Origin of the sequence: Pseudomarimonas arenosa (genome assembly GCF_014841215.1) — a bacterium.
In the GTDB taxonomy this organism is placed as follows: domain Bacteria; phylum Pseudomonadota; class Gammaproteobacteria; order Xanthomonadales; family Xanthomonadaceae; genus Pseudomarimonas; species Pseudomarimonas arenosa.
In genome coordinates, this window is record NZ_JACYTR010000006.1 from 64,556 (window position 1) to 89,107 (window position 24,552).

The 24,552-nt window shown below is 62.4% G+C and carries 21 protein-coding genes; 17 read left to right on the top strand and 4 right to left on the bottom strand.

What is annotated here, in order from left to right; all coding sequences use genetic code 11:
- Positions 1 to 54 precede the first annotated feature (54 nt).
- Together rdgB and rph are read right to left on the bottom strand one after the other, a co-directional pair.
- Complete coding sequence (gene rdgB, locus IFO71_RS04565) at positions 55 to 648, bottom strand: RdgB/HAM1 family non-canonical purine NTP pyrophosphatase (protein ID WP_192028445.1); 594 nt, start codon at positions 646 to 648, stop codon at positions 55 to 57.
- A 5-nt stretch (positions 649 to 653) separates the two neighbouring features.
- Entirely contained in the window at positions 654 to 1,382 is a 729-nt protein-coding gene (rph, locus tag IFO71_RS04570; RefSeq protein WP_192028358.1) for a ribonuclease PH, read from the bottom strand.
- Between the two features lie 131 nt (positions 1,383 to 1,513).
- Between rph and IFO71_RS04575 the strand changes: the two genes are divergently transcribed.
- The 9 genes from IFO71_RS04575 to IFO71_RS04615 all read left to right on the top strand — a co-directional run bounded on the left by IFO71_RS04575 (position 1,514) and on the right by IFO71_RS04615 (position 11,383).
- A complete protein-coding gene (locus IFO71_RS04575) occupies positions 1,514 to 2,374 on the top strand; it encodes a YicC/YloC family endoribonuclease (protein WP_192028359.1) in 861 nt (286 codons plus the stop codon).
- A gap of 151 nt (positions 2,375 to 2,525) precedes the next feature.
- The gene (gene gmk / locus IFO71_RS04580) at positions 2,526 to 3,143 is read left to right on the top strand and encodes a guanylate kinase (RefSeq protein WP_192028360.1); all 618 of its coding nucleotides are present in this window, start codon (positions 2,526 to 2,528) and stop codon (positions 3,141 to 3,143) included.
- Positions 3,144 to 3,208: 65 nt separating this feature from the next.
- The gene (gene rpoZ / locus IFO71_RS04585) at positions 3,209 to 3,502 is read left to right on the top strand and encodes a DNA-directed RNA polymerase subunit omega (RefSeq protein ID WP_192028361.1); all 294 of its coding nucleotides are present in this window, start codon (positions 3,209 to 3,211) and stop codon (positions 3,500 to 3,502) included.
- Positions 3,503 to 3,701: 199 nt separating this feature from the next.
- Positions 3,702 to 5,870, top strand: coding sequence for a RelA/SpoT family protein (locus IFO71_RS04590; protein WP_192028362.1), 2,169 nt, complete (start codon positions 3,702 to 3,704; stop codon positions 5,868 to 5,870).
- A gap of 47 nt (positions 5,871 to 5,917) precedes the next feature.
- A complete protein-coding gene (locus IFO71_RS04595; protein WP_192028363.1) occupies positions 5,918 to 6,301 on the top strand; it encodes a RidA family protein in 384 nt (127 codons plus the stop codon).
- A 41-nt stretch (positions 6,302 to 6,342) separates the two neighbouring features.
- Entirely contained in the window at positions 6,343 to 8,466 is a 2,124-nt protein-coding gene (gene recG / locus IFO71_RS04600) for an ATP-dependent DNA helicase RecG (protein ID WP_192028364.1), read from the top strand.
- 12 nt (positions 8,467 to 8,478) lie between these two features.
- Positions 8,479 to 9,414, top strand: coding sequence for a nucleoside hydrolase (locus tag IFO71_RS04605; RefSeq protein ID WP_192028365.1), 936 nt, complete (start codon positions 8,479 to 8,481; stop codon positions 9,412 to 9,414).
- 153 nt (positions 9,415 to 9,567) lie between these two features.
- Positions 9,568 to 9,813: a type B 50S ribosomal protein L31 gene (locus tag IFO71_RS04610; protein ID WP_192028366.1), complete on the top strand. Its 246-nt coding sequence runs from the start codon at positions 9,568 to 9,570 to the stop codon at positions 9,811 to 9,813.
- A gap of 292 nt (positions 9,814 to 10,105) precedes the next feature.
- Positions 10,106 to 11,383, top strand: a complete 1,278-nt coding sequence (locus IFO71_RS04615) for a citrate synthase (protein ID WP_192028446.1) — start codon at positions 10,106 to 10,108, stop codon at positions 11,381 to 11,383.
- 72 nt (positions 11,384 to 11,455) lie between these two features.
- Here IFO71_RS04615 and IFO71_RS04620 read toward each other — a convergent pair whose 3' ends face one another.
- The gene (locus IFO71_RS04620) at positions 11,456 to 12,061 is read right to left on the bottom strand and encodes a hypothetical protein (protein WP_192028367.1); all 606 of its coding nucleotides are present in this window, start codon (positions 12,059 to 12,061) and stop codon (positions 11,456 to 11,458) included.
- A 49-nt stretch (positions 12,062 to 12,110) separates the two neighbouring features.
- Complete coding sequence (locus tag IFO71_RS04625; protein WP_192028368.1) at positions 12,111 to 14,576, bottom strand: penicillin-binding protein 1A; 2,466 nt, start codon at positions 14,574 to 14,576, stop codon at positions 12,111 to 12,113.
- A 213-nt stretch (positions 14,577 to 14,789) separates the two neighbouring features.
- Here IFO71_RS04625 and IFO71_RS04630 point away from each other — a divergent pair, with 213 nt between their 5' ends.
- From IFO71_RS04630 to IFO71_RS04665, 8 genes are all read left to right on the top strand, one after another.
- Positions 14,790 to 15,848, top strand: coding sequence for a pilus assembly protein PilM (locus IFO71_RS04630; protein WP_192028369.1), 1,059 nt, complete (start codon positions 14,790 to 14,792; stop codon positions 15,846 to 15,848).
- Positions 15,848 to 16,441 (top strand): PilN domain-containing protein, encoded by a 594-nt coding sequence (locus tag IFO71_RS04635; RefSeq protein ID WP_192028370.1) that lies wholly within the window; start codon positions 15,848 to 15,850, stop codon positions 16,439 to 16,441. The genes IFO71_RS04630 and IFO71_RS04635 overlap by 1 nt, the downstream gene beginning before the upstream one ends.
- The gene (locus IFO71_RS04640) at positions 16,441 to 17,058 is read left to right on the top strand and encodes a type IV pilus inner membrane component PilO (RefSeq protein ID WP_192028371.1); all 618 of its coding nucleotides are present in this window, start codon (positions 16,441 to 16,443) and stop codon (positions 17,056 to 17,058) included. Before IFO71_RS04635 ends, IFO71_RS04640 begins: the two co-directional genes overlap by 1 nt.
- Positions 17,055 to 17,576: a pilus assembly protein PilP gene (locus IFO71_RS04645; protein WP_192028372.1), complete on the top strand. Its 522-nt coding sequence runs from the start codon at positions 17,055 to 17,057 to the stop codon at positions 17,574 to 17,576. Before IFO71_RS04640 ends, IFO71_RS04645 begins: the two co-directional genes overlap by 4 nt.
- Before the next feature lie 18 nt (positions 17,577 to 17,594).
- Positions 17,595 to 19,835 (top strand): type IV pilus secretin PilQ, encoded by a 2,241-nt coding sequence (locus tag IFO71_RS04650; RefSeq protein WP_225444384.1) that lies wholly within the window; start codon positions 17,595 to 17,597, stop codon positions 19,833 to 19,835.
- Between the two features lie 64 nt (positions 19,836 to 19,899).
- Positions 19,900 to 22,503, top strand: a complete 2,604-nt coding sequence (locus tag IFO71_RS04655) for a beta strand repeat-containing protein (protein ID WP_192028373.1) — start codon at positions 19,900 to 19,902, stop codon at positions 22,501 to 22,503.
- A gap of 153 nt (positions 22,504 to 22,656) precedes the next feature.
- Positions 22,657 to 23,649, top strand: a complete 993-nt coding sequence (locus tag IFO71_RS04660) for an AAA family ATPase (RefSeq protein WP_425502867.1) — start codon at positions 22,657 to 22,659, stop codon at positions 23,647 to 23,649.
- Between the two features lie 5 nt (positions 23,650 to 23,654).
- On the top strand, positions 23,655 to 24,551 hold the full coding sequence (locus tag IFO71_RS04665) for a DUF58 domain-containing protein (protein ID WP_192028375.1): 897 nt from the start codon (positions 23,655 to 23,657) through the stop codon (positions 24,549 to 24,551).
- Position 24,552 lies beyond the last annotated feature (1 nt).

Here is a 24,552-nt window from a genome sequence, read left to right on the forward strand (position 1 = left end):
TGTCTCATGACTTGATCGATCATGATACGCAGGCGAACGCTGCGCGCCCTTGGTCTAGACGCCGATCAGGCGGCTCAATTGCCCGATTGCCTGCCCGCGATGGCTTAGACGGGCTTTTTCCGCTGCGGGTAGTTCGGCCGCGGATTGCGAAAGCCCGTCGGGTAGGAACACCGGGTCGTAGCCAAAGCCGCCAGCGCCGGCTCGACTCTGCATGATGCGACCGTACCAGCGGCCGCTGGCAATCAGCGGATCGGGATCCTCTGGATGGCGCAGATAAACCAGCACGCAGACGAAGTGTGCGCTGCGCTCCGGGTCGGGGCGGTCAGCCAGCCGAGCCAGCAACAGGTCGATGTTGTCCTGGCTGCTGGCGCCATCGCCGGCGAAGCGCGCCGAGCGCAGGCCCGGTGCGCCGTGCAGGGCATCGACACAAAGCCCGGAGTCATCGGCCAGACTGGGTAGCCCGCTGAGCTGACAGGCGTGTCGCGCCTTGATCAGGGCGTTCTCGACGAAGCTGAGGCCGGTCTCGGCGATTTCGCCAATGCCCAGCTCGCCCTGGCCGACCACGCCGACACCGAGCGGTGCGAACAGGCGCTGAAACTCGGCCAACTTGCCGGCATTGCCGGTCGCGATCAGCAGTTTTTCCGGCAGTCGGATCACGACTCCAGCGCCGCCAGTTGCGCCTGGAACAACGCGCTGGCGCCGATCTGGGCCAGATCAAGCAGGCTGTTCAGATCATCGCGGCGGAAGGCATGACCTTCGGCCGTGCCCTGCAGCTCGATGAATCCACCGCCGTCGTTCATCACCACATTCATGTCGGTGTCGCAGCTACTGTCTTCGACATAATCGAGGTCAAGCACCGGCACGCCGTTGTACACGCCGACCGATACGGCAGCGATCTGCCCATGCACTGGGCTTTGCTTCAGGGCGCCTGCCTGTTGCAGGTTGCGGATGGCATCGACCAGGGCGACGTATGCGCCAGTGATCGCGGCGCAGCGGGTGCCACCATCGGCCTGCAGCACGTCGCAGTCCAGGGTGATGGTGCGTTCGCCCAGGGCGCGGCGGTCAACACAGGCGCGCAGGGCGCGGCCGATCAGGCGTTGAATTTCCAGCGTGCGGCCGCCCTGCTTGCCCTGTGCCGCTTCGCGACCGCCGCGGGTGTGGGTGGCGCGCGGCAGCATGCCGTATTCGGCCGTGATCCAGCCTTCGCCCTTGCCGCGCAGGAAGCCCGGCACACGCTCTTCCACGCTGGCCGTGCAAAGGACCCGGGTGTCGCCGATGGCGATCAGCACCGAGCCTTCAGCGTGCTTGGTGTAGCCGCGCTGCAGGGTGAGGGGACGCAGTTGGTCGGCGGCACGGCCGCTGGGTCGTTGAATCTCGGTCATGGCAGAACACGGGCAATTTAGGGGCGCGAAGTTTACCATTCGGCTCCCGAGTCCCCGATTCGCTCACCCTCTGCGGACTGGCTTCAAGGAATTCTGATGCGCTATCGACCCAGCACCCCGGCGGTTCAGCCATGATTCGCAGCATGACGGCCTATGGCATGGCCGAAGCGCAGCTGCCATTCGGCTGGCTGTCGATTGAGCTACGGGCGGTGAACCACCGCTACCTCGACCTCAGCCTGCGCGTGGCTGAGGAGTGTCGTGCCCTGGAGCCGTTGCTGCGCGAGCAGATCGCCGCCAAGGTGCAGCGCGGCAAACTCGATTGCACGCTGCGCTTTCGCGAGTCGGCCGAGGGCGGTGAGTTCAGCATCAATCGGACCGCGCTCGATCGATTGGCCGACTTGGCCAAGCAATGTGAACAGCGATTTGCCCGACTGCAGGTGGACTTTGCCGAGCTGCTCAAGCTGCCGGGCGTGCTGGAGCGCGGCGGCATCGATGCCGAGGCCTTGCAGGCGGCGGTGGCCGAAGTCCTGCAGCGCGCACTGACCAGCTTCGCTGAAGCCCGCGAGCGCGAGGGTGAGAAGCTGGCCGAACTGATGCGCGAGCGTCTGGATGGCATTGAGCAATGGATAAGCCAGCTGCGCCAGTGGCTGCCGGAGATCCGTCACGCATTGGAGTTGCGCATGCGCGGCAAGCTTGAAGAGCTGAAGGTCGCCGTCGACCCGGCCCGGATCGAGCAGGAGTTGGTGTTGCAGGTGCAGAAGATCGATGTCGACGAGGAGTTGGACCGTCTGCAGGTGCATGTCGAAGAAGCGCGTCGCGTACTCAAGCTGCGCGAGCCGATTGGCCGCCGGCTGGATTTTCTGATGCAGGAATTCAATCGTGAAGCCAATACGCTGGGTTCGAAGTCGGTCGACAGTCGTACTACCCAGGCTTCGGTGGAACTGAAAGTGTTGATCGAGCAGCTGCGCGAGCAGGTGCAGAACATCGAGTAGCAGTGCTGCTCGGCGCGCCATGGAGGGCGCGCACGGAAGTCGGGCGTTGGGCGCGCGACTTCCGGCAAAGGTGGCGCGGCTGAGCCGCGACCGTTTGCGCTGACCAACGCCAGGGCGGCGTTTTTCAGCAGCCTGATTGAGGAGGCCGGCAGTGCGCGGCAATCTGTTTATCGTTTCAGCGCCCAGCGGCGCCGGCAAGTCGTCCCTGGTCAATGCGGTGTTGGCATTGGAGCCCAGCATCGCCTTGTCGATTTCGTTTACCTCGCGTGGTCCGCGCCCCGGAGAGCGCCACGCGCAGCACTACCATTTCATCAGCAAACAGGAATTCGAGGCCATGATCGGCGCCGGCGACTTCTTCGAGTACGCCCTGGTGCACGGCGATTACAAGGGCACGGCGCGACAGTCGGTGGAACCGCAACTGGCCGCCGGCAAGGATGTCTTGCTGGAAATTGATTGGCAGGGCGCGCGCCAGGTGCGCTCGAAGATTCCGGAGGCGATCTCAGTCTTCATTCTGCCGCCGTCGCGGCCGGCCCTGGAGGAGCGGATGCGCAAGCGTGGCCAGGACAGCGAGGACGTCATCGCGCAGCGTTTTTCGGCGGCGCACGAGGAGATGAGCCACCTGCACGAGTTTGACTACCTGCTGGTCAACGAAGACTTCGATCAGGCGGTGGTGGAGATGCGTTCGATCTTCATCGCCTCGCGGCTGCGCCAGCAACAGCAGCAGCAACGCCACCGGGATCTGATTGCCGGCTTGCTGAGCGCCGGCTGATCCCCCTATACTGACGAGTTCCGATAGCTAGTTAGCCCCGATCTTTGGGGCCGAATGAGGATTCAATGGCCAGAATTACCGTCGAAGATTGCCTGAAGGTGGTGGATAACCGCTTCGAGTTAGTGGTGATGGCATCGAAGCGTGCCCGCCAGCTGGCCAAAGGGGCCCAGCCGATGCTCGACACCGAGGAAGGCGAAGACAAGCCGACCGTGCTGGCCCTGCGTGAAATCGCCGCGCGTCGGGTTGATCAGACCCTGATCGACGAAGTCGAGCGTGCCGAGCGTGAGCGTGCCGAGCGTGAAGCCCTGGAATGGGCGGCAGCGGAAGTCGACGACGACCTGTCCAAGGGCGACGACTGATTCACCCTGGGTGCCGCGCCGGCGCCCGTCCGCTGACCGAACGCACCGGGCCGAACGGCCGCGGTGCGTTTTTGTTTGGCCCGTTGCGTTTGTTTGGCCCGTCGCGCCGGACTGCGCCATTCACGCCGGCCTTCAGAACTGCGGATAGGATCAGGTCGGGCCCATTGCTGCCGGCGCCAAGCCTGCGTAGTCTCGCTGCATGCCTGAAACGTCCGTTCGACCATCGACCCTGCCCACGCTCGACCCGGTACCCGAAGTGGCGGCCGCGCTGGAGCGCGTCGCGTCTGAGTATCTCAGTGCCGAGCAGGTAGCGCGTGTACGCCGCGCCTATCTGGTTTCGGCGGCGGCGCATGATGGTCAGACGCGCAAGAGCGGCGAGCCCTACATCACCCATCCGCTTGCGGTGTCATCTCTACTGGCCGAACTGCGGCTCGACTGCGAGACCCTGTGTGCGGCGATTCTGCATGACACGCTGGAGGACACTGGCCTCGGCCATGCGGCCTTGAGTGCCGAGTTCGGCGAGGCCGTGGCCGAACTGGTCGAAGGGGTGACCAAGCTCGACAAGCTGCAGTTCCGCGATCGCTACGAAGCGGCGGCGGAGAGTTTCCGCAAGATGATGCTGGCGATGGCGCGCGATCTGCGGGTCATTCTGATCAAGCTGGCCGATCGCTTGCACAACATGCGCACGATCGACTCGATGAGTCCCGGCTCACGCCGGCGCATCGCTGCCGAGACCCTGGAAATCTACGCGCCGATCGCCCAGCGTCTGGGCATGAACCGGATCAAGGCCGAGCTGCAGGATCTCGGCTTTGCCGCCCTGCATCCGCGGCGCCATGCGGTGATCCGGCGCCGTATCCAGTCGCAGCCGGTGCTGCGTCGCGAATCGATGGCCAGCATCGAAGCGGCGCTGGCGCAAAAGCTGGCCAATGAGAAGATCAGTCATCGCCTGGTTGGGCGGGTCAAGTCGCCCTACAGCGTTTATCAGAAGATGCGGGGCGAGCATAAGAGCTTCGATCAGGTGATGGACGTGTTCGGTTTTCGCGTCATCGTCAAGTCGGTAATGGAGTGCTATCACGCACTGGGTGCGGTGCACAGCCTGTACAAGCCGCTCGATGGCCGTTTTCGCGATTTCATCGCGATTCCCAAGGCGAATGGCTATCAGAGCCTGCATACGGTGCTGTTCGGGCCGTTCGGTTCGCCGATCGAGGTGCAGATCCGCACCGAGGATATGGATCTGATTGCCGAGCGCGGCATTGCTGCGCACTGGATGTACAAGTCCGGCGAGCGCACCGGCACCGGCGCCCAGCTACGTGCGCAGGACTGGCTGCGCGATCTGCTGGAAAGCCAGGCGGTGGCGGGATCTCCGATGGAGTTCCTGGAGAACGTCAAGGTCGATCTGTTTCCCGATGAGGTCTACCTGTTCACACCAAAGGGCGATATCCGCGCCCTGCCACGCAATGCCACCGCGCTGGATTTCGCCTACGCGGTGCACACCGATGTCGGTGACCATGCGGTGGCTGCCCGGGTCGACAAGAAGCTGGTGCCGCTGCGGACGCGTCTGGTCAGCGGGCAGTCGGTGGAAATCATCACCGCACCCTCGGCCACGCCGCACCCCAGCTGGCTCGAGTTCGTCGTGTCGAGCAAGGCGCGAACCGCCATCCGACACTTCCTCAAGCATCTGCAACACGAGGATGCGGTCGAGCTTGGCCATCGCATGCTCGACCGTGCGCTGGGAGCGTTGCAGTTTTCGCTTGATCGGGTCGAGCCGCAGCGGCTTGAGCAATACCTCGTTGAATGTCGGTTCCGTCGATTGGAGGAACTGCTGGCAGATATCGCCCTGGGCAATCGCATGCCACAGCAAGTCGCCGTGGCCTTGACGCAAGCACAGGGCGACGACTCGGCGCCCGAGCCACAGGCTCCGCTCGATGTTGAACGGATTCTGATCACTGGCGCGGAACGCGGTGTGTTGAGCTTTGCCAACTGCTGTCACCCGGTGCCGGGCGATCAGATCATGGGCTACTTGACCGCCGGCAAGGGCATCGTGGTGCATCGCCTGGAATGCAGCAACCTGCCCGAGTTCCGCAAGTCGCCGGAACGCTGGGTGTCGATCGGCTGGGACCGTAGCGTGCAGGGCGAATACCGCGCCGGCCTGCGGGTCGAGGTCGAGAACAAACCCGGCGTGCTGGCGCAGGTGGCAGCGGCCATTGCCGAGGCGCAATCGAACATCGACAACGTCGAATATCAGGAACGCGATCTGCGCATGGCGATCATGCACTTCAACATCGAAGTGCGCTCGCGCAAGCATCTGGCCGATGTGATCCGGCGAGTCCGCCGTCTGGCGGTGGCTCACGGGGTGCAGCGACTTTAGCCCTGGCGGGGTTCGGCTACACTTCCGGCTTTGACCAGGAGAGTGAAATGAGCCGTACCGCGATTTCCACTTCGGCCGCGCCGGCCGCCATTGGCCCGTATTCGCAAGCCGTCAAGGCCGGCGCAATGGTGTTTCTGTCCGGCCAGATTCCGCTCGATCCGGCCAGCGGCGCCCTGGTCGAGGGCGACATTTCCACCCAGACGCGGCGCGTGTTCGATAATCTGCGGGCGGTGTGCGAGGCGGCTGGCGGCAGCCTGGACGCGGTGGCGAGAATCGGCATCTTCCTGACCGACCTGGGCAATTTTGCCGAGGTCAATGCGGTCATGGCGGAGTACTTCCAGGCGCCGTATCCGGCCCGAGCGACGGTGCAGGTATCGGCCCTGCCGAAAGGCGCGCAAGTGGAAGTCGATGCGGTGATGGTGCTCGCCTGAGGGACCCTGGCGATGGCGACTTTCCAGCAGCGCTGAACAGGATGGCAAGCGCAAAACGTGGTGCGCCCGACCTGGCCGGTGCTGGCAGCGCTCTTGCCGCGGTGGAAACCCTGAAAGGGGTCGGCGCCAAGCTTGGCGAGAGTCTCCGTGCGGCCGGTATTGCGACTGTGGCCGATCTCTGGTTTAACTTGCCGTTGCGCTATGAAGATCGCACTCGGCTGAGTGCGATCCGTGACCTGCTGGCCGGTCAGCAGGCCCAGGTTGAGGGCGTGGTGACGGCGGTGGAACGTGGTTTTCGCTTCCGGCCGCAGCTCAAGGTTGCCATTCAGGATGCCGCCGGTGACAGTCTGGCGCTACGATTCTTCCATTTTCATGGCTCGCAGGCGCAGCAGTTTCGGGTGGGTCGGCGAATCCGTGTGTTCGGAGATCCGCGACCGGGTCTGTTCGGTTTTGAGATCGTCCACCCCAGTTATCGCTTCCTGGCCGACGATGAGTCGGCTGGGTTGAATGAGACTCTCGATCCGATCTATTCATCGGCCAAGGGAGTAGGGGTAGCGACGATGGCGCGGCTGGTTCAGCAGGCACTGCAGTACTTGCCTGTCCATACCGAAGATCTCCTGCCGCGGCCGATTCTGCTGCTGGCGGGGGTTGAGGCTGACTGGAGCGTCGAGCGCTGTCTCAACACCTTGCACACGCCGCCGGCGCATGTGTCGCTGGCTGAACTCGGTGCCGGGCGTCATCCGGCGCAACGCCGGCTGATCTTTGAGGAGTTGCTGGCGCATCACCTGAGTTTGCGGCGCCAGCGCAGTGAGCTGCAGGCGATCGGCGCGATTGCGCTGAAGTCGCGCGGCAAGCTGCGTTCCGCCTTGCTCAGCGCCTTGCCATTTGAGCTTACCGCTGCCCAGCGCCGTGTGTTGGGCGAAATCGATCAGGATCTGCGGCAGGCCAGGCCGATGCTGCGATTGCTGCAGGGCGATGTTGGCAGCGGCAAGACGGTAGTGGCCGCGTTGGCCGCGCTGCAGGCCATTGAGGCCGGCGCTCAGGTGGCGATCGTGGCGCCGACCGAGCTGTTGGCCGAGCAGCATTTTCGATCGCTGTCCAATTGGCTGCATCAACTGGGTGTCGAAGTCGCCTGGCTGGTAGGCAAGATCACCGGCAAGGCGCGCGGCCGGGTGTTGCAGGGCATCCTGGACGGCAATGTGCAGCTGGTGGTGGGTACGCATGCGGTCATGCAGTCAAGCGTGGTGTTCAAGCGGCTGGCGTTGTGCGTGATCGACGAGCAGCATCGCTTCGGCGTGCACCAACGACTGGCCTTGCGCGAGAAAGGGCCATCGAAGTTCGAAGTTCCGCATCAATTGGTGATGACAGCCACGCCGATTCCGCGCACCCTGGCGATGACCGCCTATGCCGATCTTGATGTTTCGAGGATTGACCAGTTGCCGCCGGGGCGCACCCCGGTTCGTACCGTGGTGGTATCGAACGAGCGTCGCAACGAGGTGATCGAGCGTATCCGGGAGAACTGTCAGCACGGCACCCAGGCCTACTGGGTCTGTACCTTGATCGAAGAGTCCGAAGAAGTGCAGGCGCAGGCAGCTGAGAGTGCGCATGCGATGTTGCAGGCGGCCTTGCCCGAACTGCGCGTCGGCCTGATCCACGGTCGACTCAAGCCGCAGCCGCGCAGCGAGATCATGGCGGCGTTCAAGGCCGGCGAGATTGATCTGTTGGTGGCCACCACGGTGATTGAAGTCGGGGTTGACGTGCCCAATGCGTCGCTGATGCTGATCGAGAACGCAGAGCGTCTAGGGCTGGCTCAGCTGCATCAGCTGCGGGGTCGGGTTGGCCGTGGCAGCAAGGAGTCAAGCTGCGTGCTGATGTACCAGTCGCCGCTGTCGAGCACGGCGCGAGCGCGGTTGGAAACCATGCGCGAAACCAACGATGGCTTCCAGATTGCGGAACGCGACCTGGAGTTGCGCGGCCCGGGCGAGGTGCTGGGTACACGGCAGACCGGAGACATGCAGTTTCGGATCGCCGACCTGCGTCGCGATGCCGATCAGTTGGAGCGCGTAGCGGCAGTGGCTGATCAATTGCTGACCGAGTACCCTGATAGAGTGGAACCATTGGTTAGGCGCTGGATCGGCGCGGCTGATCGCTTTGCTAACGTCTAGGAACAGAATTGCATGAGTGAACGAATTCCACTGTTGATCGACACTGATCCGGGCGTTGACGATGCCCTGGCCATCCTGATGGCGTTGGCCAGCGAACAGCACGAGGTGCTGGGTCTGTGCATCGCTGCTGGCAATGTCGGGCTTGAGCATACCTGCCGCAACGCGCTGTGCCTGCTCGATGTGGCGCAACGTGAAGTGCCGGTGTTTGCCGGTTGCGATCGCCCGCTGCTGCATCCGGCGGCAGACGCCGCATTCGTGCACGGCAACGACGGCTTCGGTGATGTTTCGCTGCCGACGCCGGCTCGAAGCGTTGAAGCTGAGCATGCGGCCCTGGCCATTCTGCGCTTCAGCCATGAACACGCGGGACGACTGCACCTGGTGACGCTCGGGCCGCTGACCAATCTCGCCTTGGCTTTGCGTCTGGACCCCAGCCTGCCGAGCCGGATCGATCGACTGACGGTTATGGGCGGCGCCGTCACCGGGCGCGGAAACACCAGCCTGCCGGCCGAGTTCAATATTGGCTTCGACCCCGAAGCGGCGCATATCGTCATGAGCGGCTTCGGCCACTTTGATTTGATCGACTGGGAGGCCACCCTGGCACACCCGATCAGCTTCGAGGCGATTGACGCCTACCTCGGCCGACCCGGTGAGTTGCCGCGCTTCTATCAGGCCATTTCGGCCAAGACCCGGCGTTGGATCGCCGGTTGCGCCAGCGCCTGGCACGCGGCCGATGGTCTGGCCATGGCCGTCGCGCTGGAACCGGACGGGTGCCTGGAGGTGGAGTCGTGCTGGGTCGGGGTCGAGACCGAGGGGCGGCAGTATCGCGGCGCCACGCTGGTCGACTGGCAGCGCCGCGGCGGCCAGCCGGCCAATGCGCGCATACTGCGTCGCTACGACGCCCAACGCTTCGAGCGCCTGATCCGCAAAGCCTTGGCGATAGCCGACTGAACAGCCGCGAGCGGGTCGCTGCTCTTGTCAATTCGACTCGCTCCGGGTTATAGTGCGCCTCTTTTCCGCCCGGGTGCGCAGCTTGCCGTGGGCAACCATGCGCAAACCACGCCATCAATCCGGAATCGAGCTGATTCCGAGTAGGACAATGCAATGAGAGCCGATATCCATCCCGATTACCGCGCCGTCGTGTTCCAGGACGTGTCCTCGGACTTCGCCTTCCTGACCCGGTCCACGCTGAAGAGCAACGAGTCCATCAAGTGGGAAGATGGCGAGGAATACCCGCTGATCAAGGTGGAAATTTCCTCGGCATCGCATCCGTTCTACACCGGCAAGCACAAGATCGTCGATACCAGCGGTCGCGTCGACAAGTTCCGTCGCCGTTACGCGCAGAAGTAAGCTGCTCGGCGCTCGGCGCCGCCGAGATGCAGACACGGCCCGGTTCTCCGGGCCGTTGTCGTTTCTGGGCTCCGAGAGCCGCGTGGTGATCATCGAGTGAAGGCTTGCAGGTCTGATGTTGCTGCGCACCATTCCATGGCGTATGCGATAATGGCGGGCCGGCATGCGGGTGCAGGCGGTGACTGCTGCGCCCTCATTGGCCCCCCGACTGCGAAGACTTTCAGGCTGGTTGCTTGAGTAGTTGCTGTCCGACCGAACCCACAAGGAGTGCGCCGTGTCCGCGACCAAGATCATGACCCTCACTGATGCTGAAGCCGGTACCAAATCGGAGCTTCCGATCCTCAAAGGTACCCTCGGCGCCCCGGTGCTCGACATCGGCAAGCTGTACAAGGACACCGGGCATTTCACCTACGATCCGGGCTTTGTCTCCACCGCCAGCTGCAAGAGCGCCATCACCTATATCGACGGTGACCAGGGTGTCCTGTTGTATCGTGGCTACCCGATCGAACAACTAGCTAAGCATTCCAATTTCCTCGAAGTCGCCTATCTGCTGATCAATGGCGAGCTGCCGAATCAGGCGCAGTCGGATTCTTTCATTCACGAGGTCACCCACCACACCATGATGCATGAGGCGCTGAAGTCGTTCTTGAACGGCTTCCGTCACGATGCCCATCCGATGGCGATGCTGTGTGGTGTGGTCGGCTCGCTGGCCGCCTTCTATCACGACCAGCTCGACATGGATGATCCGGAGCATCGCCGTCTGGCGGCGATTCGCCTGATCGCCAAGGTGCCGACCATCGCTGCGGCCTGCTATCGCTACTCGATCGGCTGGCCGATCCGCTACCCACGCAATAACCTTGAATACGTCAATCGCTTCTTGCACATGATGTTCGAGGTGCCCAGCGAGCCGCTGACCCTGCCGCCAGTGGCCGCCAAAGCGCTTGATCTGCTGTTCATCCTGCACGCCGATCATGAGCAGAACGCCTCGACATCGACGGTTCGTTTGGTCGGATCGACCGGCGCCAATCCGTACGCCTGCGTGGCTGCGGGCATTGCTGCGCTGTGGGGGCCGGCGCACGGCGGTGCCAACGAGGCGGTGCTGAAGATGCTGGAGGAAATCGGTACGCCGGATCAGGTCGGCAAGGCGGTGGAGAAGGCCAAGGACAAGAACTCCGGCTTCCGGCTGATGGGTTTTGGCCATCGCGTGTACAAGAACTACGACCCGCGTGCCGCCATCATTCGCGAAATGACTCATAAGGTGTTGGCGGATCTTGGTGTTCAGGATCCGTTGCTCGACGTAGCGATGAAGCTGGAAGAGGCGGCGCTGAACGATGAATACTTCGTCCAGCGCAAGCTGTACCCGAATGTCGATTTCTACTCCGGCCTGATCTACAAGGCGCTGCGCATTCCGACCGAGATGTTCACGGTGATGTTCGCGATCGCCCGAACCGCCGGCTGGGTCGCGCACTGGTTGGAACAGCAGACCGATCCTGAGGCCAAGATCGGCCGTCCGCGGCAGATCTACACCGGCGCCGCCAGTCGTGATTTCAAGCCCCTGTCGGAGCGCTGATACGCTGCACGTGCCGGCGCCGGCCCGTGGCTCCTGCCGCCAGCTAGCTGGCGGCTGAGACTCAGCTGCCTGTTACTCGCCGTCAGCGACTCTGATCTGTTCCAACGCCGCTTCGGACAGCAGCTCCACCGCGTTGCCACCGGCCTCCCAGCTGTAACGGTTGGAGCGCATCGATGCCGGCAGCGTCAGCAGGGTGACGGGGCGCTCCCCGGCAAGGAAGGCGATGCAATCGATCTGCAGCGCTGGTTGTCCCGGCTTTGCAGCTGGAAACAGGCGCCGACGCACCAGTCGCGCCGGCAGCTGGCGTTCGTTCAGTTCCAGCAGTAGCGCCTCTACATCATCCTCAAATAACCACAGGATCAACTCTGGCTGCTGGCTAAACGGCAGATGCCAGGGCATGGCCTCAACCTTGGCCCGCCGCGGCCGCAGAAACTCAAGCGCGGCCAGCGCGTCGGCTGCCCAGGCTTGCTGCCGAGCTGCACTGTCTGCGGGTGCCAGCGCCAGATTCGCTGCCAGTGCTTCGACTTCGCGTTCCGGCGGCCACTGACGTCGATCGGTGACGCCAATCGCATGGCCGACGCTGCGTAGAGCCTCGCGGGCGCTGTGGGCGCGCCCGATGGCCAATTGGTGGGCGGCTTCGAGCAGCAGCCGCTGGCTGGAATCGGCGGATTGACCCATGGCTGCACTATGCCATGGGTTGCAAGCCGACGCCCCGGCAGGCCTCTCTTCAGAAGATGTCAAAGCTCTCCTTGCTCGCCTCCTGCTCACTGGAAACAGGTGGGGCTTGCTGCAGTCGTGCGATGTCCTCAGCGCGGAAGTATTCATTGAGCGGGTTGCTCACCCCAGGCCCGGCCAACTGCCCGCTGTCGCGATCAATCAGTGCCGTTGTGATGCCCTCGGGCACTGGCAGGTGGTGCTCAGGGACGCCCTCAAGCACCACACGCATGAATTCGATCCACATGGGCAGAGCAGTGCGCGAGGCGAACTCGCCGTTGCCCAGCGAGGTGAAGTCGTCCATACCCATCCACGCCGTCACCACGTAGGGGCCACCGAAGCCGGAGAACCAGCCATCGCGATGCTCGTTGGTGGTGCCGGTCTTGCCGCCCAGATCTGCGCGTCCCAGGGCCATGGCGCGGCTGCCGGTGCCGCGACGGACCACATCTTTCAGCAGTGAATTCACCAGAAACGCCGTTCTCGCATCGACCGCGGCTTCCGCCAGCCGCGCTTCGGGGGCCGCATCGCTGGCCTCGTCTTCGACCGGCTCAGCGAGTGCCGCTGGGCCCAGGTTGAATCCTTCAGGCGTGCTGGAATCGACACCGGAACCGCGGCGAGCCGGACAGGACATGCAGGCCCGAACAGGGTCTGCCTCGAACACCAGATTGCCGTCGCGATCCTCGATGCGACTGACCAGATAGGGTTCGACCAGGTAACCGCCGTTGGTGAATGCCGCATAGCCACGAGCCATCAGTAGTGGCGGTTCGGCACTGGTGCCCAGCGCCAGGGAGAGATTCTCCGGCAGTGTTTCTGGCGGGAAGCCGAAGTTCTGGATGAAGCGCCTCGCATAACCGACACCGATGGCATCGAGCACGCGAACCGAGACCAGATTGCGTGAGCTCACCATGGCTTCGCGCAAGCGCATCGGGCCGGCGAACTCTTCGTTGTCGTTCTGGGGCTGCCAGGACTTGCCCGAGCCGCGATCGTTGAACACCACCGGCGCGTCGAGCACGATCGATGCCGGAGTGAAGCCGCGCTCAAATGCGGCGGCATAAACGAATGGCTTGAAGCTGGAGCCCGGTTGGCGCTGCGCCTGGGTCGCCCGGTTGAACTTGTTGAGCGAAAAGCTGAATCCGCCCGTCATGGCCTGAATGGCGCCGCTATCCCAGTCCAAGGCCACCAGGGCGCCCTGTACCTTGGGCAGTTGTGACAACTGCCAGTCGCCCTCGGTATTGCGCTCGACTCGCACGATATCGCCCGGGGTCAGGCGCTGTTTGATCGACGTCGGTGCCGCGCCGCGGCTGTTCTCGCTCAGGTATTCGCGGGTCCAGGCCAGGTCCTCCTTGTCCAGGGCCAGCGTTTGGCCGTCTTCCAGACCCAGCTCGGCCAGTTCGTCGTCTACGCGCAGGACAATGGCCGGCAACAAGCCGACCACAGGGTGGTAGCCCTTCAACAGCTCGCGCCAATGCTCGGGCTGATCGGCGCTCTGCAGGCTTTGTTTGCCCTCCACTCCGCGCCAGCCGTGGCGGCGGTCGTAGTCGAGCAGGGCGCGACGGGTGGCTTGGTTGGCCGCTTCCTGGGCCCGCGAGTCGATGGTGGTAAACAGCCGGAAGCCATCGACCAGGGCTTGGTCACCAAAGCGCTCAATGGCGTCCTGACGCGCCATTTCGGCCAGCCATGGGGCGTCCAGCTCGGTCGGTGGCTCGTGTGGGTGGGCCCGTTCGGGCTGGGCATGGGCTTCCTGTGCTTCGGCCGGCGTGATCAGTTTCTCCTCCAGCATGCGGTTGATCACGTAGCCACGGCGGATCAGGGCGCGCGCCGGATTGACGATCGGATTGCCGCTGGAAGGAAATTTGGGAATGCCGGCCAGGGTGGCAGCTTCGGCAATGCTGAGATCCTGCAGCGTCTTGCCGTAGTAGAACTCAGCGGCCGCGGCAATGCCGTAGGCCCGGTTGCCGAAAAAACTCTTGTTGAGATAGAGCTCGAGGATCTCGTCCTTGCTGAGTTCGCGCTCCATTTTCAGGGCCAGGAAGATCTCGGTGATCTTCCGCCGGTAGGAATACTCCGAACTCAGGAAAAACATCTTGGCTACTTGCTGAGTAATGGTGGAGCCGCCCGGCACGCGACGGTCGCGGGTGGTGGCGAGCAGCCATACTGCGCGTCCGATTCCGACCAGATCTATGCCGTGATGTTGGTAGAAGTCGGCATCCTCGGCAGCCAGGAAGGCGTTGCGCACCCGTAGCGGAACGTCCTCGATTTTCACTGGATAGCGGCGCGTTTCACCGAACTGGGCAATCAGCTTGCCGTCGGAGGAGTACACTCCCAATGGAACTTGCAGGCGTACTTCACGAAGGGCCTGGACGGAGGGTAGTTCGGGCTCGATCAGCCAGTACAGGACAGCGATCGTCGTCACGCCCATCACCAAACCCAGCAGGGCAAGGACCAGGGCGTAGCGAATCAACCGGCGAAGTCGGTTCATCAAAGGGTCTCGTGGGGTTTGCAGGAAGTCGGCGACAGGAGTATAGATCGGGCGTCGAGGCTGGGGGAAACCGCCTCCGGCCGGGTATTCAGGGCGATTGGGACCGCCACACCGGTGAAATTGAACAGCCCAGGTTGCTATTCAGGATACAACCGGTATTTAATGTAGCGGCGTAGTTAGTGCTCGTAAGAGCCCGTTGCAAGGGGAGAATCTGTGGGACTGTTCGCATCAGGCAAAGCGCCACTGATCGGTGTCGACATCAGTTCGACCGCCGTCAAGCTCCTGCAGCTGAGTCAGTCAGGGGGTCGTTATCGGGTCGAGCACTATGCTGTCGAGCCCCTGCCGCCCAACGCTGTGGTGGAAAAAAACATTGTCGAAGTCGAGGCCGTGGGCGAGGCCATCAAGCGCGCCATGGCCCGCTGTGGCAGCAAGGTCAAGACCGCCGCTGCCGCCGTGGCGGGCAGCGCGGTGATCACCAAGCTGGTCTCGATGCAGGCAGGGATGAGCGACGATGACATGGAGGATCAGGTCCAGGTCGATGCCGCTCAGTACATTCCCTACCCGATCGACGAGGTCAGTCTGGACTTCGAAGTGCTGGGGCCGGTGAAGGACAGCCCGGACATGATTCAGGTGCTGCTGGCGGCTTCGCGAACCGAGAATGTCGAAGTGCGGGTCGCCGCCCTGGATCTCGGTGGCCTGCAGGCCAAGGTGGTCGACGTCGAAGCATTTGCGATGGAAAACGCCTTCCGGCTGATTGCTGACCAGCTATCCGTGGCCAAGGACGCCCTGGTCGCCCTGGTCGACGTCGGCGCCACCATGACCACGCTGAATGTGCTGCGCGGGCAGCGCAGCATTTACACCCGTGAACAGGTGTTCGGCGGCAAGCAGCTTACCGACGAGGTGATGCGCCGCTATGGTCTGAGCTACGAAGAGGCGGGGCTGGCCAAACGGCAAGGCGGCTTGCCGGAGAGCTACGAGGTCGAAGTGCTGGAACCGTTCAAGGAAGCGATGGTGCAGCAAGTCGGCCGGTTGTTGCAGTTCTTCTATGCGGGCAGTGAGTTCAACCGGGTCGATCAGATTGTGCTCGCCGGAGGCTGTGCATCGATCCCCGGTGTTGCTGAGATGGTTGAAGAGCAACTTGGTATCCTCACCGCGGTGGCCAATCCGCTGGCTAAGATGTCCCTGTCCAATCGAGTGCAGGCACAGTCGCTGGCTCAAGATGCGCCGTCCCTGATGATTGCCTGTGGTCTGGCGCTCAGGAGTTTCGACTGATGACCAAGATCAACCTACTTCCCTGGCGCCAAGAGCGCCGTGCGCAACGGCAGAAAGAGTATCTGGCGGTTCTCGGCGCCACCGCCCTGGCTGCTGCCCTCGCTGTCTTCGGCGTCTACACCTACTTCAACACCTTGATCGATGATCAGAATGGCCGCAACGCCTACCTGCAAAGCGAGATCAAGGCGTTGGACGAGAAAATCGCCGAGATCGCCGAGCTGGAGAAGAAGCGCCAGCATTTGCTCAATCGCAAGCAGGTGATCGAGCAGCTGCAGGCCAGCCGCTCGCAGATGGTGCACCTGTTCGATCAGCTGGTTCGTACCATCCCTGAGGGGGTGCGACTCAACTCCATCAAGCAAACCGGAAACACCCTGTCCCTGGAAGGCCTGGCCCAGTCCAATGCGCGTGTCGCGACCTACCTGCGTGCGCTTGAGGGCTCGGGCTGGATGACGGCCCCGGAGCCGATGGTGATCGAAGCCAAGGGGGATGACCGTTTGATGCCGTATCAGTTCCGGTTGCAGGTCACCTTGACCAAGCCCAAGAAACCGGGTGAGGAACAAGAACAGGCGGTTGCCGCGGCAGGAGGTGCGTGATGAAGGATTTTGACCTCCGAAATCTGGACTTCAACAACGCCGGTGCCTGGCCGGTGCCGGTCAAGTCCTTCTTCTGCGTATTGGCCGTGGTGGTGATTGGTGCTCTTGGCTGGTATTTCCTGCACGCCGATCAGAAAACGCAACTTGAAGGCTTGCAGGCACAAGAGCTGACCCTGCGGCAGGAATTCGAGTTCAAGCAAGGTAAGGCGGCCAATCTCGAAGCATTGAAACAGCAGCTGGAAGAGATGGAAGTGATGCTGTTCCAGATGCTGCGTCAGCTACCCAGCAAGACCGAGATGCCCGATCTGATCGTCGATATTTCGCAGACGGCCCTATCCACTGGCATCTCCAATGAGCTGTTCCAGCCAGGGGCTGAGGTGCGCCGAGACTTCTACGCCGAGAAGCCGATCCAACTGCGTATGATCGGCACCTACCACCAGTTCGGTGCTTTTGTCAGCGGGGTCGCTTCATTGCCGCGTGTTGTGATCATGACGATGAGTGATATCTCGCTGCGTCCGCGCAACGCGCCAGGCGCGAGCGCCAACGAACTCATGCTCGAGGGCACGATCAAGACCTATCGTTACCTCGACGAGAACGAGACTGGAGGGGCGCAATGAGCAAGCCGGTGATCCTGCTTCGAGCCGGGGCGGTCATGCTGGTCGTCGGTGTTCTGGCCGGCTGTGCACCGAGTAGAGCGGAGCTCGAAGCCTATGTCGCAGACGTCAAGGCGCGGCCGGGCCCGCCGCTGGAGCCGCTGCCGGTCATGCAGCAGTTTGAGACCTTCGAGTATTCGGCCAATACCGAACGCGATCCCTTCACCGCGCCGAAACAAGTCGATCAGACGTCAACCAACGGACTTAGACCCGATCCGGATCGGCGCAAGGAATATCTCGAAACCTTCCCATTGGACGGCTTGACCATGGTCGGCTCATTGGGTGTCGGAAACGAAATGGTCGCCCTGGTGGTGGACCCGGAGAACGTGGTGCACCGAGTCACGCCCGGTAACTTCCTGGGGCAGAACGAAGGTCGTGTGACGGCAATTTCAGAAAGCAAGATCAGTCTCATCGAGTTGGTGCCAGACGGCGCCGGCGCTTGGCTGGAGCGCCAAGCGGACTTAGCACTCGATGATCAATAGGCAGCGGGGGAATTGAAGATGACTGCTATCGGTCCAAAGGTGCGCGGCCAATCCGCGGTGGGGTTCGGTCTGAAAGCCCTGCTGCTCGGGTTGGGGATGCTGGCGGCGAATGCCCAGGCGGCCAACACACTGCGTGATATCCAATTCGCCTCCGAGGCCTCAGGCGTGGTGCAGATCACGCTGCAGCTCGACGGCCCGGCCAGTGATGCATCGGTATTCACCACCGACGATCCGCCGCGAATCGCCATCGATCTGCCTGAGACCATGAATGCAGTCGAAAAGCGGCGCATCGCCGTAGGGGCAGGTGCCGCCAGTGCCATCACCGCTCTGGAAGCGAACGGTCGTACCCGAGTCGTGGTCGATCTGTTTCGGGCCGCCTCGTTCGAATCGCGGGTGGAAGCAAACCGCTTCATTCTGACGGTGGGTGCCGGTACGGGCGGTGGCGGCTTGGCTGCCAGCGTGGCCGCTGCCGCAAGTCAGAATGATCCGTCCAAGCAAACCAAGGACACCGCCTCGGTCAGAAACATCGACTTTCGACGTGGCGAAAATGGCGGCGGTCGGGTGATTGTGACCTTGAGCAATGAGAACCAGCCTGCTGACTATAACGACAGCGGTGAAGGAATCACCGTATCGTTCTCCGGCGCGATGGTGCCGGAAGCTCTGGCGCAGCGACTGGATGTGCGCGATTTTGCTACCCCGGTTGATATGGTGGAACTCAATCAGGGCAATGCCGGCGCGCGCTTGCGAATCGCCGCCTCAGGCAAGTATCAGGCGTCAGCCTACCAGTCCGGTGCCGAGTACGTGGTTGAACTCTCCCCGGTCGCCGAAGCAGCAGAGGGAGATGCGCTCGGCGTTCTGGAAGACGTGAAGACCTATGAAGGCACCCCGGTCACTTTCAACTTCCAGAACATCCCGGTTCGCACCGTGCTGCAGCTGGTGGCCGAAGAGTCCGGCCTGAATGTGGTGGCTGCCGATACCGTCACCGGCAACGTCACACTGCGCCTGATCAATGTCCCGTGGGACCAGGCTCTGGATATCGTTCTGCGGGCCAAGGGCCTGGATCAGCGCCGTGAGGGCAACGTGGTCTGGGTGGCGCCGCAGGCTGAACTGGCCGCCTATGAGCAGGCCAAGGCCGACGCCCGCTTGGCTCTGGAGCAGCGTGCTGAACTGATTACCGAGTACATCGCAGTGAACTACGGCAATGCCGAAGACTTGGCAAAACTGCTGACCGAGGAAAGCAAGCGTGCTACCGGAGGTGGCGGTGCGGCTCAGGGCAGTAGTTCGGGCTTCCTCTCGCCAAGGGGCAGTATTTCATTTGATCGCCGTACCAACACTTTGTTGGTCAACGATTCGGAAGAAAAGGTTCGCGAAGTGAAAGCCGTCGTCGCTCTGCTCGATCGTGCGGTCGATCAGGTGCTGATCGAGGCCCGTATCGTGGTTGCCTCGGAATCGTTTGCTCGCGAGCTGGGTGCACGTTTTGGCATCAGTGGTGGTTACGAGGATTCACGCGGAAACATCCTTACCAGCAGTGGCAGTGTCTTAGGCACCGATGCCATGGCCAATGCAGCTCTGGCCAATCGATTCAATGGTCGTGGTTCGGGCCTGCCGGTAGCGGCGCCCGGCGGCGTCGGTAGCGGCATCGTTACCCCTGCGCTCGGTGATCGCTTGAACGTCAATCTGCCCGTCTCTGCTCCGACCGGCTCGATCGGTTTCGCCCTGCTTGGGGCTGACTATCTGCTGGATCTGGAATTGTCGGCACTCGAAGCTGAGGGGCGTGGCGAAGTGGTATCCAGTCCGCGCGTGATCACTGCCAATCAGCGCGAGGCATTCGTCAAACAAGGTGACGAAATCGGTTTTCCAGTGAGGCAGGGCAGTGGAGCTGATGCCACCACCACGATTCAATTTAAGGAAGTGGTGCTCGAACTGCGGGTGACGCCGACCATCACGCAGGATGGCCGCGTTGCCCTGAACGTATTGGTCAAGAAGGACGAGGTGGCCGGGTTCTCCCCCACCGGCGAACCAAATATCACCAAGCGTGAAATTTCTACTGCGGTGTTAATGGATAACTCGCAGACGGTGGTTGTGGGCGGCGTGTACGAGTTCGAGTCCCGAGAGGACCTGAGCAAGGTGCCGTTCCTGGGTGACGTGCCCGTGTTGGGCAATCTGTTCCGCAACAAATCGCGGCGATCCAACAAGGCGGAGCTGTTGATTTTCATCACCCCGAAAATCCTAGACACCCAGAAGTCCGGGGCGCAGTAAGCAAAGCCCCTCTAAGCATGGACGTTGTAGGCCGCAAGGCGTTCCCGGAATCGCGGAGACAGGTATGAAAGTGTTGAACTTTGCTCGATCAATGTGTCTGGTGGCCAGTGCTGCCATCTTGACCGCCTGTGGCGGTGGAGGCGGAAGTGGCAATGACTCTGGCTTTAACCCGCCGGGTATTTCGGTGTCCGCCTCGGCGACATCCGGATCGGTGCAAGCTGGCCGGACGGTAGACATCACCGTCCGGGTGACGCAAGCGGGTGGAGCGCCGATCGTTGACGGTACTCGTGTGTTGGGAGCGGTTTCACCGGCGAACATCGGTAGCATCGTGTCGATCGGGCCCAATGGCCCTACCGGCAACAATGAGGCTGCCACCGTCGGAGGCTTGGCCAGCTTCCGCTTCACCGGCACTTCCCAGGGCAACGCCCTTTTGACCTTCTCGGCGCAGGATCCTTCAACGCCAGGTCGCAATATCAGCGCCAGTGTCACGGTCCAGGTGACCGCCGGCATCGAGCGCCTGACCTTGGAGGCGACTACGACGACCCTGCCGATCAATGCCTTCAACGTGCGGCAGTTCATTGGCTCGCCTTACATGGCCGAGGTCACCATCACCCTGCGCAGCTCCAGCGGGCAACTGGTCAACCAGCCCGATGGTGTCGCCGTGTCGGTGAATCCGGTCGGTATCACCGGCGGATTCTCGACCCTGGACGATCCAGAAACCGATGACGTGAACGAGTTCTCGGACATTCGACTGGGTCAGGGACCAGTCGACGTCGTCGCTGGCAAGGCGACGGTATTCATGCATTCGTTGAATTTCGCCGGTCAATCCACCATGACCGTGACCGGTACGGATCCGGATACCAATGAAACGGTGACCGCATCCCTGGTCTTCAACATCGTCTCGACCACAACGAATCTGCCTGCCGAGGTTGCCGTCAGCCCAACCACGGCCCCGCAATACATTCAAAGCTCAGGTGGGAACACGTCAGGACAGTTTGAAGTACGGGTCAATGACGCCATCGGGCAGCCGGTGCCCAACCCGGTTGCAGGTTCCAATGCCTTCAACAATGTGCGACTGGAGATCATCGGTGATGCCAACGGTGCTCGTCTGACCGGCATCAACGCTCAGGGGCAATCGGTTTCCGGTACTGCCATCAGCGTGCGCACCATCGGCGGCATTACCGGCGGCGCCCTGATCAGCGGTACCATTCCAGGCAACGTGCTGATCCGCGCCACCTCGGATCGCGCCGACAACAACGTCGACAACGGTGTGAGTGACGCAGTGACCGGCCAACGTACGGTCGCCGTGTCCGATGGTGTGCTGTTCGACCTTGATATCACGACGCCGATTCAGGGTGCGATCGTGGTCAACCCGCCCGATATCACCTCGCAGCCTGGCGATATCCCGCCGGCTCCGGATGCGACCTACAGCCTGACCGTGTCAGCCATCGCGACCGATCGCCTGGGCAATCCGGTGCTGCCCGGCACCACCATCTCGTTCGGCAATATCGACGAGCCACAGGCCAGCGGTTTTGGCGACTTCTTCCTGTCCGGCCTGGATGGCAATCCGCTGGAGGGTGGCGTCACCTTCAACGCGCCGGGCGGCGCCTTCACCTTTGCCGGTGGCGGTGCCGGTCCGGGCGATGCGTTGGTGCTGTTTGGCGAGGATGTGATTGGCAATCGTGATCACGAAAGTGCGCGTCGCGTGGCTTCGGTGCAGACCAACACCACGCTGACCGTCAATCGTCGCTTCAACAACAACGACACGACCGGCGCGGTGGTGAACAGCGGCCCCGTGCTGCCCTACATCATCGGCCGCAGTGCTGATGGCAATATCACCGCCTCGGGCACCACCAATGAAATCGGCGTGGTGACCGTCAAGATGAACTATCCGGTCTCCAAGCTCGGTAAGAGCGTTGTGGTCTGGGCCCAGGGTGATGGCGATCTGGTAGGTGGAACGCCGGAAACCGTCGCCGATGTGGAAGGGCTGGTGTTTGCCGGCGTGGCGCCGGCAACCCTGAGTGTGTTCCCGAGCACCATACCGGGCAATGCCAGTGCAGCCGTAACCGCCTGCGTATTCGATGCACTGGGTTCGGGCATCGGCGGTGTAACGGTGGGCTTCGCCTTTGAGTCGCTGGACGGCGGCCAGGGCGATCTGGATGGCGTGGCGTCATCGGGCACTTTTGCCAACGTCACGGGATTCAACGGTTGCACCTCGGGCGTTGCCACCACCACGGGCATCACGTCCTCGGGTGGTGCCCTGCGCATCAGTGCGCTGGGTGAGTCTGACACCATCGATATCGAAATCGGCGAGCTGATCCTCACCGCCAATCCGGCACTGTTCGTTGGCGCTGGTGGCACTACCACCTTGCGTCTGGTTGATGCTGGCGGAAATCCGGTAGCCAACGCCCAGATCTCGGGCACCTGCACCGGCAGCGGCGGGGCGAATGTCTCCACGTCACCGGTGGGCAACGGTGTGACCAATGCCAACGGTGAGGCTGACTTCGATATCTTCACCAGCAATCTGAACCAAATTGGTTCAGCCGGTGAGGGCACCTGCACCTATGAAGTGGCGGGTGGTGATCCGTCGGTTGACGTCACGATCCAGGGTATCGATCTGTGCAGCATCGGTGTCAGTCCGCAGCCCCCGGGTTGCCCGACACCCTAAGCCTGTTTCATCGCGCTTTAAAGCAAACGCCCGGCTCAGCCGGGCGTTTGCTTTCCCGGACCAAGGAACTCTGGACCGCACCTCGGGGAACTCACACGCCCAGCTGATTGTCCGAGCTAGTTGCGGACAATGGATCATGGGGAGCGCTCAGGCATGGACATGGAAACGGGCTCAGGGAGATGCAGCAAGTTCCACCAACTTCAGCGCCAGCTGCAGGCGAGCATTCTCGGTCAGCCCGTTCTCGTTGAGAGGTTGTTGATTGCGCTGCTCGCTGACGGGCATTTGCTGGTCGAGGGCGCTCCCGGTCTGGCCAAGACCACGGCGATCAAGCGCTTGTCGAATTGTCTTGACGCCAAGTTTCAGCGCATTCAGTTCACACCGGATCTTCTGCCCGCCGACCTCACCGGTACCGATATTTTTCGACCACAGGAAGGTCGCTTCGAGTTTCAGGCCGGCCCTTTGTTTCACAATGTATTGCTGGCCGATGAGATCAATCGAGCGCCGGCGAAAGTGCAGTCGGCATTGCTCGAGGCCATGGGCGAACGGCAGGTCTCGGTCGGGCGGGTGACTTACCCGCTACCGCCGCTGTTCCTGGTGATGGCGACGCAGAATCCCATTGAGCAGGAAGGTACATATCCCCTGCCGGAAGCCCAGCTCGATCGCTTTCTGATGCACGTCAGGATCGATTACCCGAGTCCGGTGACCGAACGCGAGATTCTACAGTTGGCGAGGCGCGAACAGCGCGGCGAACCAGCGGCGCTGGATCAGCAGCAGCCAGGGGCGAAGCTGAGTCAGGAGGATGTCTTTGCCGCGCGCCGAGACGTCATGCAGGTCCATGTGTCGGAGTTGGTGGAGGCCTATCTGGTGGAGCTTGTCCTGGCAAGTCGTGGGCAGTCGCAGCATGCTGCCGATGTGGCCCGACAGATCGCCTTTGGATCCAGCCCGCGTGGCACCATCGCCTTGGACCGCTGCGCCCGTGCCCACGCCTGGTTGCATGGCAGAGACTATGTAACGCCGGAAGATGTTCGAGCCATCGCAGTCGACGCACTGCAGCATCGTATCGTGCTTGACCTCGAAGCTGTGGCTGAGGCGACCCAGCCAGGGGCAGTGATTCAGCGCTTGCTTGATGCCGTACCGTCGCCGTAATCGGTATGGAGGAGCATCCGCTGCAAGCAAGTCTTGCCGAGTTGATCGCTTTGCGCAGCTCGGCCGGACAATTGCTGCGCCATTCTCGACGAAGCAGTCGGCACTTGCAAAGTGGCGGACTGCACACGCCGTTTCGTGGTCGTGGCATGGAGTACGCCGAATCGCGTCCCTATGCCTTGGGCGATGATGCTCGACACATCGACTGGCGCGTGTCAGCGCGTAGCGGTCAGCTCCATAGCAAGCTATTTCACCCAGAGCGTGATCGCATAAGCGCGGTAGTCATCGAGAGCTCGGCGGCTATGCGATTTGCTACCCGCGGAGCCTTGAAATTGGTGCAGGCGGCAAGGTTGGCCTCGCTCTTCGTCTGGCACGCGGTGGTGCAGGGCGATCGGGTGACGGTCGCAGGATTTCCACACGCCCTGGCGGCGCAGCGTCCAACCGGCGGCGAGCGCGGCGCGCTGCGGGTTCTGCATGCCTTGGTAGAGTGCCAAGGTCGCGACCGACAGCTGCCTACCACGGATGACATCGGGTTGTCGGCAGCGCTGCGCCAACTCGACAACCAATTGCGTACCGGCGCGCATCTGCTACTGTTGTTGGATGCGCGCTCGCTGGACGAGTCGGCTGTGCAGCGCCTGCGTGGCCTGGTTCGTCGTCACGACGTGTTGGCCTGCATCTTGATGGACCCGTTGGAAATCGAAGCCCTGCCGCCTGGCCGGTATCCCGTCAGCCTCCCCGGTTCAACAACCCTGGACGATGCACGCCGCCTGCAGCAGGAGGCGATGACACGCGGTCAGCAAGCACTGCAAGAGCTCAGGCAATTAGGCATTCGGACCTGCGCAGTGCGCACCGATCAGCCGCCAGTGGAGGCTTTGGCCGGGCTGCTATCGGGACGGAGTGGCTAGT

Coding starts and splice junctions, on each gene's coding strand:
- IFO71_RS04605 (WP_192028365.1), top strand. CDS start 8,479: ATGAGTGAACGAATTCCACTGTTGATCGACACTGATCCGGGCGTTGAC.
- rph (WP_192028358.1), bottom strand. CDS start 1,382: ATGACCGAGATTCAACGACCCAGCGGCCGTGCCGCCGACCAACTGCGT.
- IFO71_RS04620 (WP_192028367.1), bottom strand. CDS start 12,061: ATGGGTCAATCCGCCGATTCCAGCCAGCGGCTGCTGCTCGAAGCCGCC.
- IFO71_RS04625 (WP_192028368.1), bottom strand. CDS start 14,576: ATGAACCGACTTCGCCGGTTGATTCGCTACGCCCTGGTCCTTGCCCTG.
- IFO71_RS04640 (WP_192028371.1), top strand. CDS start 16,441: ATGAAGGATTTTGACCTCCGAAATCTGGACTTCAACAACGCCGGTGCC.
- IFO71_RS04645 (WP_192028372.1), top strand. CDS start 17,055: ATGAGCAAGCCGGTGATCCTGCTTCGAGCCGGGGCGGTCATGCTGGTC.
- IFO71_RS04595 (WP_192028363.1), top strand. CDS start 5,918: ATGAGCCGTACCGCGATTTCCACTTCGGCCGCGCCGGCCGCCATTGGC.
- IFO71_RS04590 (WP_192028362.1), top strand. CDS start 3,702: ATGCCTGAAACGTCCGTTCGACCATCGACCCTGCCCACGCTCGACCCG.
- IFO71_RS04665 (WP_192028375.1), top strand. CDS start 23,655: ATGGAGGAGCATCCGCTGCAAGCAAGTCTTGCCGAGTTGATCGCTTTG.
- recG (WP_192028364.1), top strand. CDS start 6,343: ATGGCAAGCGCAAAACGTGGTGCGCCCGACCTGGCCGGTGCTGGCAGC.
- IFO71_RS04660 (WP_425502867.1), top strand. CDS start 22,657: ATGGACATGGAAACGGGCTCAGGGAGATGCAGCAAGTTCCACCAACTT.
- IFO71_RS04650 (WP_225444384.1), top strand. CDS start 17,595: ATGACTGCTATCGGTCCAAAGGTGCGCGGCCAATCCGCGGTGGGGTTC.
- IFO71_RS04635 (WP_192028370.1), top strand. CDS start 15,848: ATGACCAAGATCAACCTACTTCCCTGGCGCCAAGAGCGCCGTGCGCAA.
- IFO71_RS04615 (WP_192028446.1), top strand. CDS start 10,106: ATGACCCTCACTGATGCTGAAGCCGGTACCAAATCGGAGCTTCCGATC.
- IFO71_RS04655 (WP_192028373.1), top strand. CDS start 19,900: ATGAAAGTGTTGAACTTTGCTCGATCAATGTGTCTGGTGGCCAGTGCT.
- IFO71_RS04610 (WP_192028366.1), top strand. CDS start 9,568: ATGAGAGCCGATATCCATCCCGATTACCGCGCCGTCGTGTTCCAGGAC.
- IFO71_RS04575 (WP_192028359.1), top strand. CDS start 1,514: ATGATTCGCAGCATGACGGCCTATGGCATGGCCGAAGCGCAGCTGCCA.
- rpoZ (WP_192028361.1), top strand. CDS start 3,209: ATGGCCAGAATTACCGTCGAAGATTGCCTGAAGGTGGTGGATAACCGC.